The sequence below is a fragment of the Blastococcus sp. SYSU DS0617 genome, from assembly GCF_054051075.1.
The window spans coordinates 81,552-97,299 of record NZ_JBJHAO010000012.1 but is presented as its reverse complement, the minus strand read 5'-3'; the positions used below and the strand labels follow the sequence as shown (position 1 = coordinate 97,299).

Genomic DNA, 15,748 nt, shown 5'->3' with positions numbered 1-15,748 from the left:
GCGGACCCGCGAATGCGACGAGTCCGCCGCCGAGATCCGTTCGCCCGGCTGCTGCATGCCCCGGAACTGCGTGGCCGGTAGCGTCGTGGGGGTGAACGGCCCCGTCTCGCGGACGAGTGGTCAGCGCCTGATGCGAGTGCTGCGGCTGGTGACCGCGGTCGTTCTGGCGGTCCACGGAGCGGTCCACCTCATGGGGGTGGCGCTGCTCTGGCGATGGGGGCAGCCGGGTCAGCTCCGCTACGACGACGTCCGGCCCGAGGCCGGCTCGACGGCGGCGATCGCCGTCGGAGCCGCGTGGCTGATCGCCATGCTGCTGTTCCTGGTCACCGCGGCGCTCCTCGCCGCCGGGCGGCCGACGTGGCGTCCGGTCGGACTGCTCGCCGCCCTGGTGTCGGCCGCGGTGCTCCTGCCGTCGGCGTCGATCGCGTGGGCGGGTCTGGTGGTCGATACAGCCGTGCTCGTCGGCGTGGCCGTCACGGTCGCCGCGGCGCATCGAAACCGAGGAACCGCCGGTGCAAGGAGCAACGGGTGAGCGCTACGCCGGTCCCGAAAGCCGCCCGCAGTGTGCGGCGTGAGTGGGACCTGCTGACCGGCACCGGTCAGCAGCCGCCGGAGCTGTTCGACCCTGCGATGGTCGCCGACCTGCCCGAGGCCGCCCGTCGCTGGCTCACCCACGCCGTAGCCCCCGGCACCCCGCTGTGGCCGTCCGTTCGCCTCACCATGCGCGGGGAGATCCGCCTGGGGTCCTGGCGTCCCTTCACCGCCATCCAGGTCCTGGCCCCGCCTCGCGGGTTCATCTGGGCCGCGACCGCCCGCCTGTTCGGGCTGCCGGTCACCGGCTTCGACCGCTACAGCTCCGGAACGGGGCAGATGTACTGGCGACTCGGCGGGCTGCTTCCCGTCATGACAGCGACGGGCGCCGACGTCACGCGCAGCGCCGCCGGGCGCCTGGCTGGGGAGATGGCGCTGGCGCCCACCACCTTCCGCGGCGCGACGTGGCGGCCCGGCTCGGACGACGACCACTGCATCGCGACCTGGCGCATCGGCGGCCAGGACGAACGCGCCGAGTTCTCCGTCGGCACCGACGGCCGGCTCGTCGGAATCGCCATGCAGCGATGGGGCAACCCGAGCGGCGAACCATTCGGCTGGTACTCCTTCGGCGTGGACATCGAGGCCGAGCGGACGTTCGCCGGGGTGACCATCGGCTCACAGCTGCGGGCCGGCTGGTGGTGGGGCACGGAGCGGCAATCCGAGGGCGAGTTCTTCCGAGCCAGCATCACTGGAGCCGAGTTCCACTGAGGCCGTCGAACGCCGGCTCGACGGACACGGGCGTGGCCTGCGGCCGACCGGACGTCCCCTTCCGGCCCACCCGAACGCTCATCGCATCGAGCACGCACGTCAGCGCCGCGGGTTCCTCGCGCCGGGGACACGACGGCCAGCACCTGACAACGGATCTCCTGGTCCGCCCGACCCGTCACCAACGGCTCAGGGCCCCTACCCAACAGGTCGGCAGCCGCGTGGGTGCGTGCCGTGTCGCCCCTCGGACACCCCGAAGGGCCCCATGGTCATGGACCGTGGGGTTGTGTCGTTTCCCGCGCTCGGGCCCTGCGCTGCGTCGTCGACGACCGGCAAGTGACGCGCTCCGCAGCCGGGGACGGATGCGCGACCCCGCGTCCGGCAACGGCATCCGGCCGACTCAGTCGGAGTCGCGCGACCGGCGCGCCGTCGCCGACCTGCGCCGGCCGGCGACCGCGTACACAGCCACGACGGCGATCACCCCGGCACCCATCGCGAGGAGCGTCCAGCGCAACCCGATCAGGTCCGCGAGCAGGCCCAGCGGGAGCGCCGCGATGCCGAAGGCGCCGAAGCTGAGCATGACCAGGCCCTGCACCCGCCCGTGGTACTCCGCTTCCGCCAGGTCCAGCAGCTGTGACTGGTTGCTGGTCTGGAAGGCGAGCATCGCCGCGCCGACGGCGAGGAGCACCACCACCGCGACGTAGGCGGTCGGCGCGATCGCCAGGGAGCACACGGCCAGGCCGAAGACGGCGCCCGCCGCCACGAAGACCCGCCTGCCCCGGACCCACGTCCCGCGCCGCCCCAGGAGCAGACCCGCCGCGACGCCGCCGACCGCGGAGGTCGCGGACAGCACCCCGTAGCCGACGGAGCCGAGCCCGAACAGGTCGCTGGCGATGGTCGGCATGAAGGCCAGGTACGGCATCCCCAGCATCGTGACGCCGATGCCGCACCACACCAGGGCGTTCAGCTCGGCGTGACGGCGGACGTAGCGCACGCCGTCGGCGAGTTCCCCCAGCGGGGACCGGCCGGAGGGCTCCCCCGGCAGCCCGGCCGGGAGTGCAGCGGTGAGGAGCACCCCGACGATCGCCAGGACGGCGCTGAACAGGAAGATCGCCTCGATGCCCCACGCCACCGCACCGATGACCACGCCGGCCAGTGCGGGACCCACCACCCGGCTCACCTCGGCGTTGACCAGCAGCAGCGAGACGGCCTGAGGCATCGAGCCACGCGGGACGATCTCCGCGAGGAAGGCCATCCGGGCGGGACCGAACAGGGCGAAACCCGCGGCCTGCAGCACGCTGGCGCACAGCAGCATCCAGTACGCGATGACGTCGAAGACGACGGCCAGCCCGATCCCGGCGCTCGACACCGCCAGCAGGAGCACCGAGAGCTGCAGCACCAGCCGCTTGGGCAGCCGGTCGGCGGCCACGCCACCCCACGGGGTCGCCAGCAGGAGTGCCACTCCGAACGCGAGCAGGATCCCGCCCAGCGCAGCGTTCGACCCGGTGAGCTCGAACGCCAGCCAGCCGCGAGCGATCGCCTGCGCCATGACGCCCAGGAAGACCGCGGCGGAGTTCAGGTACAGGACGAGGAAGCCGCCGATCCGCAGGATCGCCATCGCGCCGAGCGACAGGGTCTCCGGCGGCACCGGGAGGACGGTCTCCCCTGGGACCGGTACCGCCGGTACGGGCACCTCGGGCGACGGGGCCGGCTCCGACGCGGCCGGTGTCCATCCGGTCTCATCGCGCTGTGCGTCGACGGGTCGGATGGCTTTCCCGCTCATGGCTCCCCTCGTCCGGCACCCATCCGGGCACCTGACCGTCCAGCACCACCTCCCGAACGAACGGGCGCACCCTCACTCTGCCCTGTCAGACCTCCGCCGGCTGTCGGAACATCGCACGCAGCCGCAGCGCGATCTCCTCGCGGACCCGCGCACCCGAGAGCACGACGTCGACCATGGTCAGCGACGTGTGGGTGTGCCCGCGTGCCGCGACGTGCTCGACCGGCACGCCGGCCGCACGCAGCGCCTCGGCGTAGGCGCTGCCCTCGTCCCGCAAGGGGTCGAACTCCGCGGTGACCACGATCGCCGGGGGCAGTCCGACCAACTCGCCGCGCAGCGGGGCGGCAGTCGGCTCGGTGCGGTGCTCGGGATCGCAGTAGTGGTCCCAGAACCAACGCATGAGGGGCGCGGTCAGCACGTAGCCGTCGGCGTTCTCCTCGAACGACCCGGTGTCCATGGTGGAGTCGGTCGCCGGGGTCAGCAGCAGCTGGCCGCGTACGGCGGGGCCGCCGTCGTCCCGGGCGCGCTGGGTGACGACGGCGACCAGGTTGCCGCCGGCGCTCCACCCGGCGAGGGCCAGGTCGTCCGGGATGCCGCCGAGCTCGATCGCATGCGCGCCGACCCACTGCAGCATCGCCCACGCGTCCTCGACGGCGGCCGGGTAGCGCGCCTCGGGCGCGTGGCGGTAGTTCGCCGACACGACGACGGCGTCGGTGCGCACGCACAGGTCCCGGCACAGCGGCTCGTCGGACACCTGGTCACCGAGCACCCATCCACCGCCGTGGAAGTACAGGATGACGGGATGCGGCCCGGGCGACGCGGGGCGGAACAGCCGGTACTCCAACTCGCCGGCGGGGCCGGGCACCACGCCGTCGACGACCTCACCGACGTCCGGACCGGGCGGCCGCATCCCCGCACTCATCTCCATGAACGCCCGCGCCTCCGGCGGCGACATGGACTCCAGCGGAGGCAGTTCCATCTGCGCCATGGCGTCGAGCACGAGTGCGACGTCGGGCTGCAGCCGGCGGACGACGCCGTCGTGGCACTGCTCGCCACCCGGCCCGGACAGCCGGAAGCCCAGGTACCCCTTCGCCCGCACCTCGTCGCACGCGGCCCGGTAGCTGTCGACTCCGCCGATGTAGGGGTAGAAGACCCGCGGCTTGCCCGGCACGTTGGCGCCCATGTACCAGGAGTTCGCGGTCGGGTGCAGCGAGATCGCGGCACAGTCCGCGACGTGCTGGTTCCAGCCGTCCTCGGCCAGCGGCGTCGGCTCGATCGTCGTCATGCCCGTCGCGCGCAGGTCGACGAGGCAGTCGGTCACCCAGTCGACGTGCTGCTCGATCGACACCGCCATGTTGGACAGGACCGACGGGCTGCCCGGCCCGGTGAGGGCGAAGAAGTTCGGGAAACCGACGGTGGTCAGCCCGAGATAGGTCGACGGTCCGTCGGCCCACTTCTCCTTCAGGGTCACCCCGTCGCGTCCGGTGACGTCGACGCCGACCAGGGCTCCGGTCATGGCGTCGAATCCGGTGGCGTAGACGATCACGTCGAACTCGAAGGACTCCGTCGTCGTGTCGATGCCGGTCTCGGTGACCGTCGTGATCGGTGTCCTGCGCAGGTCGACGAGCCGGACGTGCGGCGAGTTGTACGTCGCGTAGTACCCGCTGTCCAGGCACGGCCGCTTCGTGCCGAAGTAGTGGTCCTTCGGGCACAGCGCCTCGGCGGTCTCCGGGTCCTCGACGATCGACCTGATCTTCTCCCGGACCATCTCGGCGACGATCTCGTTCGACGCCGGATTGACCCCCTGGTCGGCGAAGACACCGAGGATGGCGAACAGCTCGCCGGCCTCCCACGCCGCCTCGAAGCGCTCCCGCCGCACCTCCTCGGGGGCGGTCACGCCGAGGACGTCGGTGACCTCGGAAGGGACGCCGCCCCGCGTCCACTTCGCCGCCGTGCGGTAGGCGTCGCGGTCGGCGGCCAGCTGGGCGAGCCGGTCGGCCGGTGGCGGACCGTTGTGCGCCGGGATGGAGAAGTTCGGCGTGCGCTGGAAGACGGTCAGCTGGGCGGCCTGCTGCGCGATCAGCGGGATCGACTGGATGCCCGAGGAGCCGGTGCCGACGACGGCGACCCGCCGGCCGGTGAGGTCGACCCCCTCGTGCGGCCACCGGCTGGTGAAGTACACCTCGCCCGCGAACCGCGACGCACCCTCGATGTCGGGGGCCTTCGGCACGGACAGGCAGCCCGTGGCCATCACGTAGTACCGGCAGCTGACCGTCTCGCCGCTCGATGTCCGCACCGCCCAGAGGCCGGCCACGTCGTCCCAGTCGGCCCCCTCGACCCGGGTGTCGAACGTGATGTCCCGGCGCAGGTCGTAGCGGTCGGTCACGAACTGCAGGTACCGCAGGATCTCGGGCTGGGTCGCGTACTTCTCCGACCAGGTCCACTCCCGCTCGAGTTCCGGGTCGAAGCCGAACGTGTAGTCGGTGGTCGGGATGTCGCAGCGCGCCCCCGGGTACCGGTTCCAGAACCACGTGCCGCCGACGTCGCTCGCCGCCTCGAACACCCGCGCGGAGAAGCCCTCCGCCCGGAGTCGGTGCAGCAGGTACAGGCCCGAGAAGCCCGCCCCCACGACGACGACGTCCACCTGCGGGCCGGCCGAGGGCCGGTTCTTCCCATCCACAGCCACGAGCGCTCCCGAGTGTGAGACGGAGGTCACGTCCGGCTCGGAAGCTAGCACTCTTCCCGGCCTGATCGTGTCGCCGTCGGCCGGGTCGGGGACTCCGTGTGCCCCGGTGTCAGCCGTCGTCGCCAGGACCGGGAACTGCTGGGCAGCGCCGCCGATGACCGGCGGTCCGCTCGCCGTACGAACGGGCACCGCCGAGCCGGATCGCCGGCGTTCGGCGACGGGCCGTCGTGCTCCATCGGGACCGCCTCCGGCGCCGGACGGCATGCTATGCCTGGTGATCGGGTCACCCCTGACGATCACGCCACCGAGCGGCGAACGCTGGACTCCCACCGCACCACCACCCGCCCGCACCACCGCAGCCGGACAGCACCCGATCAGCGAGGAGTACGCGATGCTCGCCCTGGAGGACTCCCTACCGGTCGTGATCGGCGGGGCGAACGTCACCCGCACGCCGCGCACCCCCGAGGAGGCGACCGAGCCCGCGGAGCTGCTGGCCGCCGCGGTCCGCGCCGCGGCCGAGGACGCCGGGCTGACCGCGGCGCAGCTGGCCGAGGCCGACTCGCTCGACGTCATCAACCTGCTGTCCTGGAACTACGCCGACCCGACGGGCGCGGTCGGCTCCCGGGTCGGGATGCGCCCGTCGCGGGCGGTCTACAGCCCGATCGGCGGGGACCAGCCGACACGGCTGCTGGCGGCCGCGGCCGCGCGAGTGCAGCGGGGGCAGAGCCGGCTGGCCGTGGTCGTCGGGGGCGAGTCCCTCCGGTCACGCCGGGTGCTCGGGACCGCCGGTGTCGAGCCGGAGTGGACGCCGGCCGGGCAGCCGCCGGTGGAGTACGTCCCGGAGGTCGGTGTGGCGGGGCCGGCCGCCGCGCACGGGCTGCGCGCCCCGGTGCGGGTCTACCCGCTGTTCGAGGTGGCCCGCCGGGCAGCGCTGGATGCCACGCCGGCGCAGGGTCAGCGGCGCTCGGCGGAGATCCAGGCGGGCCTCGCGCACGTGGCCGCCCGGGTGCCCGGTGCCGCGGTGCCGTCCGCGCCGACCGCCGAGCAGATCGCGACGCCGGACGCGCGCAACCGCTGGGTCTCCTATCCCTACACCAAGTACATGTGCGCGAACTCCGACGTCGACCAGTCGGCGGCGACCATCGTGACCACGTACGGACACGCGCGCGCACTCGGCGTCGCGCCCGACCGGATAGTGTTCCTGTGGGGCGCCGCCGGCGCCACGGACACGACCGATGTGCTCGAACGGGCGACGTACGCGGACTCGGCGGCGATCGCGGCCGTGCTGCGCGACGCGGTGCAGCTGGCGGGCGGGGTGCCGGACCTGCTCGAGCTCTACAGCTGCTTCCCGGTCGTCCCGTGGATCGCCGCCTCGGTGCTGGACGTCCCGCTGGCGCGGGAGCTGACCGTCGCGGGCGGCCTGACGTTCTACGGCGGGCCGATCAACGCCTACATGAGCTGCGCGGCCAACGTGATGCTCGAGCGGTTGCGCGGGGCGGGGGACGACACGACGGGACTGCTCTACGGCAACGGGGAGTACGCCACCAAGCACCACGCCCTCGTGGTGTCCGCGGCACCGCCGCCCGGGGGCGTCTTCGTCGAGGACGACGAGCCGTCCCGGCAGGCGGCAGTCGACGCCGCGCAGGGCCCCGGGCCCCGGATGGAGCCGACGCCGGACGGAGCGGCCACCATCGAGAGCTACACGGTGCTGCCCGGACCGGACGGCGAGCTGGCCCGCGCGGTGGTGGTCGGCCGGCTCGGCGACGGCGCGCGCTTCGTGGCCGGGATGGCCGACGACGCGGAGTCACTCCCGGTGCTGACGAGTCCGGACCGGCATGCGGTCGGGCTGCCGGGGACGGTGCGACACGACACGACGACGGGACTGAACACCTTCACGCCGGCGGGCTGACGGTCGACGCTGCCCGAGCCGGGAGGCGCGCCGCACGTCCGGACAGGGCCCCCGTCGCATCCCATCCCCCAGGCCGCACCGTCCCGCTCGACCGGCCGGAGCCGGTTCGAGTGACCGAGCGCACCTGTGCCACCCTCGGGGCACCGTCCCACCGGGACGACGCCCTGCTGCGCTCCTCGCCCGCTCCTGGCGAGGACGACCCCGCCGCCGAACGAACCAGCTGAGAGGGACACCCGATGCAACGCGCTGAGCCGACGGAGCTGTTCGACCTACGTATGAGCGAGGAGGCCCGTCCGCTCTACGACCGCGTCGTCCGGTTCCTCGAGGACGTGGTCGCGCCGATGCAGGAGGAGTTCTTCCGCCTCGGCGAGGGACGCGCCGACCGGTGGTCGTACGCGCCGGGTCAGCTCGAGGCGCTCGAGGGGGCCAAGACCAAGGCCAAGGAGGCCGGCCTCTGGAACTTCTTCCTCCCCAACTCCGAGGTCGGCGGCCTGACCAACCTCGACTACGCCTACATCGCCGTCGAGCTCGGCAAGTACCCGCTCGGCTCCGAGTCGCTCAACTGCTCGGCCCCGGACACCGGCAACATGGAGGTGCTCGAGCGCGTCGGCACCCCCGAGCAGAAGGCCCGGTGGCTGGAGCCCCTCCTCAACGGCGAGATCCGCTCCGCGTTCGCCATGACCGAGCCCGACGTCGGCAGCTCCGACGCCAAGAACGTCCGGCTCCAGGCGGTCCGCGACGGCGACGACTACGTCCTCAACGGCGAGAAGTACTACATCTCCGGTGCGGGCGACCCGCGCTGCAAGATCATGATCGTCATGTGTCAGACGAACCCGGACGCGCCGGTGCACCAGCAGCAGTCGCAGATCCTGGTGCCGATGGACACCCCCGGCGTCCAGGTGCTCGAGCCGATGGAGGTCTTCGGCCGCGACGACGCTCCCCACGGCCACATGCGCATCCGGTTCACCGACGTGCGCGTGCCCGTCTCGAACATCCTCCTCGGCGAAGGCCGCGGCTTCGAGATCAGCCAGGTGCGCCTCGGGCCCGGACGCATCCACCACTGCATGCGCGCGATCGGCCAGGGCGAGAAGGCCCTCGAGCTGATGATCCGCCGGGGCAAGTTCCGCGAGGCGTTCGGCAAGCCCATCCTGAACCTCGGCAAGAACATGGAGACGGTGTCGCGGGCGCGCATCGAGCTCGACGCCTGCCGGCTCATGGTGCTGAAGGCGGCCAAGGCGATGGACGTGCTCGGCAACGCCCAGGCCCGGGTCTACGTCTCGGCGGTCAAGGCGATGGTCCCCGAGAAGGTCTGCCAGATCATCGACCAGGCCATCCAGATCCACGGCGCCACCGGGGTGTCCCAGTGGACGCCGCTGGCCGGTATGTACGCCAGCCAGCGCACGCTCCGCCTGGCCGACGGGCCCGACGAGGTGCACCACTTCGTCGTCGCCCGCCACGAGGCGGGTCGCTACAACGAACCCGCTCCCGGTCGCACCGAGGCCCGCGGCGAGGGCGTCTTCGCCGGTCCCTGATCGGGCAGAGCACCGTCCCGGCGCACCGACGACAGGGGCCCGGTCACCGCGGGTGGCCGGGCCCCTGCGTCGTCGGAGCGGGGACCGCTCGCCGGGCGGCAGCCGGGCCGGCTGCCTACCGTGGCGGGATGTTCTTCCTCTTCGGCTTCGGCACCAAGCACCAGGACCTGGGCCCGGGGGAAGTCCGCACCTGCCCGAACTGCGGCAACACCACGACCTGGGCTCGGGTGCGGACGGCCAAGCAGTTCACCGTCTTCTTCATCCCGATCGCCCGGTGGGGACGACGACGGCAGCTGGAGATCTGCGGCATCTGCGGCACGGCCGTCGAGGTCTGAGGCGGGGCGCCGGGTCCCCGCCCTGCCCGGTCAGCGGGCTCCGAGGGGCACGTGCCCCGCCGCGGTCAACGCCTGCCTCACGACCGGTGGGTCCAGCGGAATTGGATCTTCCGACCGGCCGGACGACTGTGCAAGGGTCCGGCATGACTTCTGCGTCAGCACGCGGGGCTGCGGACCTGGTGGACGAACTGGGGCGGCTGCTCCTCGGGGCGCCCCTCCCGCTGTCGGTGCGGTGCTGGGACGGCTCCGAGTCCCTCGTCGACGGTGCGCCGACCCTCGTCGTGAAGCACCGGCGGGCCCTGCGCCGGCTGGTCTACGCACCCGGCGAGCTCGGTCTCGCCCGCGCGTACGTGAGCGGGGACCTCGACGTCGAAGGAGACATCTTCGCGGCGCTGGGCTTCCCCGAGTCGCTGCCCGCCCGCCCGACGCTGCGCCTGGACCGCCGGGCGCTCGCCCGGCTGGCCGGCCCGCTGCTGCGCCACGGGATCCTGGGACCGCCCCCTGCGCCGCCGGCCGAGGAGGCACGCCTCGGCGGGGTCCGGCACTCGCTGGGGCGGGACCGGAAGGCCATCAGCCACCACTACGACGTCGGCAACGAGTTCTACCGGTTGCTCCTGGGCCCCTCGCTGGTCTACAGCTGCGCCTACTTCCCCGGGCCGACGGCGACGCTCGAGGAGGCGCAGGAGACCAAGCTGGACCTGGTCTGCCGCAAGCTGGGCCTGCAGCCGGGCATGCGGCTGCTCGACGTCGGGTGCGGCTGGGGATCACTGGCCCTGCACGCCGCAGCCAGGTACGGCGTCTCGGTGACCGCCGTGACCATCTCCGCCGCCCAGGCGGAGCTGGCCGCCCAGCGGGTCACCGACGCAGGGCTCTCCGGACGCGTCGAGGTCCGGTTGCAGGACTACCGCGAGGTCACTGACGGGCCCTTCGACGCCATCGCGTCGATCGGGATGGCCGAGCACGTGGGGCTGGACCTGTTGCCGCTCTACGCGGCGCGACTGCACGCCCTGCTACGCCCCGGTGGGCGGCTGCTCAACCACGCGATCGCGCGCGGCCCCGCGGCTGGTCCCGACCGCCCGGATCCCGGCTCGTTCCTCACCCGCTATGTCTTCCCCGATGGCGAACTGCAGCCGCTGGCCACCCACGTCCGGGTGCTGGAGGAGGCGGGTCTGGAGGTCTGCGACGTCGAGGCGCTCCGCCGGCACTACGCCCTCACCTGCCGGGCGTGGGTGGCCAACCTCGAGCGCCACTGGGAGGAGGCCGTCCGGCTGTCCTCCCCCGGCCGGGCCCGGGTGTGGCGGCTCTACCTCGCGGGGTCGGCGCTGGCGTTCGAGGGGCACCGGGTCGGGGTGAACCAGGTGCTGGCCATCAAGCCGGGCGGCCCGGGCCAGGACCTCCCGCTCGTCCGTCCGGACTGGAGCCGCCGCGCGGGGCAGGCGTCCGGCCGGGCGGACCACGCCTCCCACCGAGGAGGCGGGCCGGACGGCGTGCGAGGCAGCGCGCCGCGGGAGATCCCGCGGGCTGAGATCTGACACCGGGCCGGAAGCCGGGGCTGTCCCGAGGTGAGCGCCGGTCACCCCTGCCCGGGCGACGACGACGCCCGCTCCTCGACCGCGAGGCGGTCGGCGAACAACGGCGGCAGGTAGCGCAGCATCAGGGCCGACCACACCACGTGCGTGAGCACGGGCGCCTGGATCCCGCCGGTGGTCCTGCGCTGCACCGCGAACAGCAGCCCCATCGGGACGCTGGCCAGCACGAGCGCCGGGTTGCGGGTGGCGGTGGTGGCCAGGCCGTAGACCGCCGTCGACGTCAGCACCGGCCGGTCCGGGCCCGCCGCCGCGTAGAGCGCGCCGCGGAAGAACACCTCCTCCGCCACGCCGTTGGCCAGCGTGGTGGTGAGCACGAGCGGGCCCGATCCCTGGTCGGCGTAGCGGAGCACCGAGCCGATCGCCCGCTCCAGCACCGGGATCCGCCGGGCGACCAGCGCCGCGGCGTAGAAGGCCCCGAAGGCCCCGACCCCGGAGACGACCGGCGTGAGCACCGGCCGGCGCAGCCGGTCGCCGGGCCCGAACATCCGCCCCAGGTGCAGCGGCCCGGAGGCAAGGCCCCCGACCACCCAGGTGCCGGCCACCCCCAGGGTCAGCTCGTAGAACCGGCGCGAGCCCGGCGGCGTCGACAGCGACACCCCGAGCAGGGAGGCGCCGGTCACCGCGACGACGGCGGTGACGCGCCGGCGGCGCCGGAAGGCCGCGTCGCTCTCCCAGTGGTCCCGTGGCACGCTGCGCAGCAGCGGCCCCGCTGCCCGCTCCACCGCGGACCACAGCCGCCCGGACGCCCCCCGGCGGGTCACCGCCGCGCTCCGCGGCTGAGCCACCCACCGCTCCGCTCCCCCGCCTGCTGCCGGCGCTCCCGCGCCCGCTCGAGGAGCGCGGTCAGCACCATCTCGTCGTAGTCCACCGGCTCGAACGGGACGACCGAGCGGATGGCGGGGTCGGTGACGACCACCTCGATGGACATCGAGTCGATCAGCGAGCGGCCGGTGGCCACGTCGACGTCGGTCACCAGGGCCAGCCAGCGCGAGGACAGCTGCGGGCTGAGCAGCGGCACGGGGACCACGAACAGGTGCCGGTTCTGCAGCTCGGCGACGCGGGTCAGCATCTGCAGGTAGGTGAGCACCTCGGGCCCGCCCACGTCGAACACCCGGCCCTCCGCCTCCGGGGCCTCGAGGACACCGACCAGGTACCGGACCACGTCGGCGACCGCGATCGGCTGCGTCCGTGTGCGGACCCACCGGGGGGTGACCATGGCGGGCAGGTGGGCCACCAGCTCGCGGGTCATCTCCCAGGACACCCCGCCGTGCCCCACCACGATCCCCGCGCGCAGCACGGTCACCGGCACCCCGGTTCCGCCCAGGAGGCGTTCGACCTCGCGGCGGCTGCGCAGGTGCCGGGACAGCCGGTCGCCGTCCCGGCCCAGGCCGCCGAGGTAGACGATCCGGCCGGTCCCCGACGCGGCGGCGGCCCGGGCGAAGGCGCGGGCCGCGTCGGCGTCCTTGCGCTCGAAGTCGGCATCGCCCAGGGAGTGCACGAGGTAGTAGGCGGCGTCGCAGCCCTCGAGGGCCGCGTGCAACGACGCCTCGTCGCCGACGTCGGCCCCCACCGGGGTGCCGGCCCCCTGATAGCTCTCCGGCCGCCGGGTCATCGCCCGGACGTCGTGCCCGGCCTCCTCGAGCGCGGTGGCCAGCCGGCTGCCCACGAACCCCGACGCGCCGGTGACCAGGATCCTCACCGGCCCAGGGTGGCCCGGACGGGCCGGGACCGCGACCCGTGCCTCCGCGGCCGGCGGACGCGGGTCAGCCGGATGCGGTGCCGGGACCCGGTCCGACGGTCAGGCGGACGGTCTCCGGCAATGCCCGCAGCGCGGCCACCAGCTCCGGGGGCAAGGGGGCGCTGACGTCGGTGACCGCGTAGCCCAGCTCCCCGCGCGTGGCCAGCACCTGCCCGTCGACGTTGAGGCCGTACTCGCCGACCAGTGCATCGGCACGCGCGAGGACGCCGGGCTCGTTGCGGTGCAGCAACGCGAACCGGGCCGCCGAGGAGCCGTGGAGGACGACGGTGGGCAGGTTCACGCTCAGCGTCGTCGTGCCCGTGCGGGTGTAGTCGACGAGCTTGCCGGCGACGAAGCGGCCGATGTCGTACTGCGCCTCCTGGGTCGACCCCCCGACGTGCGGGGTGAGGACGACGTTGGGGAGGCCGCGGAGAACCGAGTCGAAAGGGTCGCCCTGCTCACGCGGCTCCTCCGGGAAGACGTCGACCGCGGCGCCGGCGATGTGGCCGCTCAGGACGTTGTCCCGCAACGCCTCGTGGTCGACGACGAACCCGCGGGAGAGATTGAGGAAGAGACTGCGGGGGCGCATGCGGGCGAACTGCTGGGCCCCGAACAACCCGGCGTTGCCACCGCGACCGTCCACGTGCAGCGTGACGGCCTCCGCCCGCTCGAGCAGCTCCTCCAGGGTGTCGCAGCGCTCCGCGTTGCCCAGGGCGAGCTTGTCCTCGAGGTCGTAGTAGACGACCCGCATGCCCAGCGCCTCGGCCAGGACCGACAGCTGGCTGCCGATGTTCCCGTAGCCCACGATGCCCAGGGTGCGCCCGCGGATCTCGTGGCTGCCGGTCGCGGACTTGTCCCAGGTCCCGGCGTGCAGCGCCCGGTCCCGGTCCACCAGCCGCCGGGCCAGGATGATGATCTCGGCGAGCGCCATCTCCACCACGCTGCGGGTGTTCGAGTACGGGGCGTTGAACACCGCCACCCCCGCGGCAGCCGCCGCGGTCAGGTCGATCTGGTTCGTGCCGATGCAGAAGGCCCCGACCGCGCACAGCTCCGGCCGACGGCGCAGGACGTCGGCGGTCACCTGGGTCTTGGACCGGATGCCGAGCACGTCGACGCCGTGGAGCGCGTCGACCAGGTCGGCCTCGTCCAGCGCTCCCCGGCGCGTCTCCACCTCGAAACCGGCGGCGCGGAGGGCGTCGGCCGCCACCTGGTCGATGTTCTCCAGCAGCAGGGCTCTCGGCACGTTCAGGGACCTCCTCGACCAGAGGACCAGCGGCGGTCCTCGGCACAGGCAGTATCCCGGGCCCGGAATCCTGCGCTGCACCGCGTCCCGTTTCCGGACGGCCGCCACCCCCCGTGGCCGGTGCGGTCAGGTCTGCGTCGCCAGGCCCTGGCGCACCTCGTCCAGGGCCTGCGCCAGGCCCACCCGCGGCGACCAGCCCCACCCGCGGGCGCGGTCGGTGCGCAGCTGCCCGGTCCACGCCGGCTCGTCGGTCCACTCGGGGTCGACGCCGAGCGCGTCGGTCACCGTGCCGAGGTAGTCGCCCCAGGTCGCGGGCTCGCCCGCCACGATGACCGGCGTCGTCCGACCGGCGACCGGACCACGCTGCGGGTCGCCCGCGGTGGCGACAGCGCCCGTGGCGACGTCCGCGATGAGCGCGGCCAGGTCGTCGACGTGCACCCAGGACCAGGTCTGCGCCGGGTTCGCCCGGCGGTCGCCGTCCCGGACCGCACGCGGCCGCAGCGTGTTCCACACCGAGGTGTCACCGGCACCGACGATCGCCGGCGGGCGGACCAGCACGGTCGTGAGCCCGTCGATCTGCGCGAGCGCGGCGTCGGTGGCGTTCTTGGTGTCGGGGTAGGCGCCGCTCCCCTCGGGCAGGAGTGCGCCGTCCTCGGCGACGTCCCCGACGCCGGCGGAGCGGTCGTACACACCGGCCGTGGACACGTGCACGAGCCGCGCGACGCCTGCATCGCGCGCCGCGCGAGCGATCACCGGCGTGCCCTCGACCCCCACCCGGTGCTGCGCCTCCCGGGACGAGCCCATCGGGTGCACCGTCGTGACGACGGCATCGGCGCCCCGGGTCACCGCCCGGGCGACGTCCTCGTCGGCGAAGTCGCCGACGTGCTCGGTGACCCCGTCCAGCGCGGGCGCGCTGCCCGCCCGGCGGACGACGGCACGCACCTGCGCCGCCCGCGCGGCCAGGGCGCGGCACACCGCGGTGCCCACCAGCCCGTTCGCACCGGTCACCACGACGACGGGAGGAGGAGTGGCCATGCGCTCCACCCTGCCAGCGACCACGCGACCACGCGACCACGCGACGGCGCCCGGTGCACCGGCTGGCCGCGGGGTCAGCCGCCCGCGGCCAGCCGTCGGCCCATCTGCTCGTGCACGGCCTGGATCCCCTGCAGGGGGCGCAGCATCACGCGGAACTCGACGATCCGGCCCGCGTCGTCGCACCGGATGATGTCGACGCCGTTCACGTACCGGCCCTCCACCGTGGTCTCGAACTCGAGCACGGCCGTGTCCCCGGACAGGACCTCCTTCGTGTACCGGAAGGCCCCGCCGGGCCCACCCGCCAGCGCCCGGCTCGCCGCCTCGAGGTACTGGGTCGTGACGGCCTTCCCGCGCTGCGGCGTGTAGACCACCGGCGAGTAGAACACGACGTCGTCGGCGAGCAGCCCGTCCAGGCCGCCGGGGAGGTCACCGCCCAGGAACCGGTGCCAGCGGTCGATCACGTCGTCGATCACAGCGTCTCCTCGGTCGTGCCGGACGGGGTTCCCGGCTCCGACCTTCGGGGCCGCGGCGGCCGGTGGCAAGCATCGGGGACGTCCCGGGACCGATCCCGGGCACCACCATCCCCTGGGCCCCGTCCGGCCGGC

13 protein-coding genes are annotated in these 15,748 nt (G+C 73.7%); 6 read left to right on the top strand and 7 right to left on the bottom strand.

From position 1 onward, the window contains the following. Positions 1-91: 91 nt before the first annotated feature. Together ACI793_RS14185 and ACI793_RS14180 are read left to right on the top strand one after the other, a co-directional pair. Positions 92-532 carry a hypothetical protein gene (locus tag ACI793_RS14185; RefSeq protein WP_456607020.1) on the top strand — a complete coding sequence of 147 codons (441 nt, stop codon included), beginning with the start codon at positions 92-94 and terminating at the stop codon, positions 530-532. After that, complete coding sequence (locus ACI793_RS14180) at positions 529-1,299, top strand: DUF6544 family protein (protein WP_456607019.1); 771 nt, start codon at positions 529-531, stop codon at positions 1,297-1,299. The genes ACI793_RS14185 and ACI793_RS14180 overlap by 4 nt, the downstream gene beginning before the upstream one ends. A 397-nt stretch (positions 1,300-1,696) precedes the next feature. On the opposite strand, the gene ACI793_RS14175 is transcribed toward ACI793_RS14180, so the two are convergent. Continuing rightward, on the bottom strand, positions 1,697-2,944 hold the full coding sequence (locus ACI793_RS14175) for an MFS transporter (protein WP_456607018.1): 1,248 nt from the start codon (positions 2,942-2,944) through the stop codon (positions 1,697-1,699). Between the two features lie 220 nt (positions 2,945-3,164). Continuing rightward, complete coding sequence (locus tag ACI793_RS14170) at positions 3,165-5,762, bottom strand: flavin-containing monooxygenase (RefSeq protein WP_456607017.1); 2,598 nt, start codon at positions 5,760-5,762, stop codon at positions 3,165-3,167. Positions 5,763-6,036: 274 nt separating this feature from the next. Here ACI793_RS14170 and ACI793_RS14165 point away from each other — a divergent pair, with 274 nt between their 5' ends. From ACI793_RS14165 to ACI793_RS14150, 4 genes are all read left to right on the top strand, one after another. Then, complete coding sequence (locus ACI793_RS14165) at positions 6,037-7,671, top strand: hypothetical protein (protein WP_456607016.1); 1,635 nt, start codon at positions 6,037-6,039, stop codon at positions 7,669-7,671. A gap of 236 nt (positions 7,672-7,907) precedes the next feature. Further along, on the top strand, positions 7,908-9,203 hold the full coding sequence (locus ACI793_RS14160) for an acyl-CoA dehydrogenase family protein (protein ID WP_456607015.1): 1,296 nt from the start codon (positions 7,908-7,910) through the stop codon (positions 9,201-9,203). 128 nt (positions 9,204-9,331) lie between these two features. Next, on the top strand, positions 9,332-9,538 hold the full coding sequence (locus ACI793_RS14155) for a zinc-ribbon domain-containing protein (protein WP_456607014.1): 207 nt from the start codon (positions 9,332-9,334) through the stop codon (positions 9,536-9,538). A gap of 143 nt (positions 9,539-9,681) precedes the next feature. Then, complete coding sequence (locus ACI793_RS14150; RefSeq protein ID WP_456607013.1) at positions 9,682-11,070, top strand: class I SAM-dependent methyltransferase; 1,389 nt, start codon at positions 9,682-9,684, stop codon at positions 11,068-11,070. Between the two features lie 41 nt (positions 11,071-11,111). Here ACI793_RS14150 and ACI793_RS14145 read toward each other — a convergent pair whose 3' ends face one another. The 5 genes from ACI793_RS14145 to ACI793_RS14125 all read right to left on the bottom strand — a co-directional run bounded on the left by ACI793_RS14145 (position 11,112) and on the right by ACI793_RS14125 (position 15,616). Then, positions 11,112-11,888 (bottom strand): CPBP family intramembrane glutamic endopeptidase, encoded by a 777-nt coding sequence (locus ACI793_RS14145; RefSeq protein ID WP_456607012.1) that lies wholly within the window; start codon positions 11,886-11,888, stop codon positions 11,112-11,114. Further along, positions 11,885-12,826, bottom strand: coding sequence for an NAD(P)H-binding protein (locus ACI793_RS14140; protein ID WP_456607011.1), 942 nt, complete (start codon positions 12,824-12,826; stop codon positions 11,885-11,887). The genes ACI793_RS14145 and ACI793_RS14140 overlap by 4 nt, the downstream gene beginning before the upstream one ends. Positions 12,827-12,890: 64 nt before the next feature. Next, on the bottom strand, positions 12,891-14,108 hold the full coding sequence (serA, locus tag ACI793_RS14135; protein WP_456607010.1) for a phosphoglycerate dehydrogenase: 1,218 nt from the start codon (positions 14,106-14,108) through the stop codon (positions 12,891-12,893). Positions 14,109-14,234: 126 nt separating this feature from the next. Further along, positions 14,235-15,143, bottom strand: a complete 909-nt coding sequence (locus tag ACI793_RS14130) for an NAD-dependent epimerase/dehydratase family protein (RefSeq protein WP_456607009.1) — start codon at positions 15,141-15,143, stop codon at positions 14,235-14,237. A gap of 74 nt (positions 15,144-15,217) precedes the next feature. Beyond that, a complete protein-coding gene (locus ACI793_RS14125) occupies positions 15,218-15,616 on the bottom strand; it encodes a nuclear transport factor 2 family protein (protein WP_456607008.1) in 399 nt (132 codons plus the stop codon). Positions 15,617-15,748 lie beyond the last annotated feature (132 nt).

Bases quoted from the DNA above. Each gene is read 5' to 3' on its own strand.
- ACI793_RS14160 (WP_456607015.1), top strand. From the start codon at position 7,908: ATGCAACGCGCTGAGCCGACGGAGCTGTTCGACCTACGTATGAGCGAG.
- ACI793_RS14155 (WP_456607014.1), top strand. From the start codon at position 9,332: ATGTTCTTCCTCTTCGGCTTCGGCACCAAGCACCAGGACCTGGGCCCG.
- ACI793_RS14150 (WP_456607013.1), top strand. From the start codon at position 9,682: ATGACTTCTGCGTCAGCACGCGGGGCTGCGGACCTGGTGGACGAACTG.
- ACI793_RS14130 (WP_456607009.1), bottom strand. From the start codon at position 15,143: ATGGCCACTCCTCCTCCCGTCGTCGTGGTGACCGGTGCGAACGGGCTG.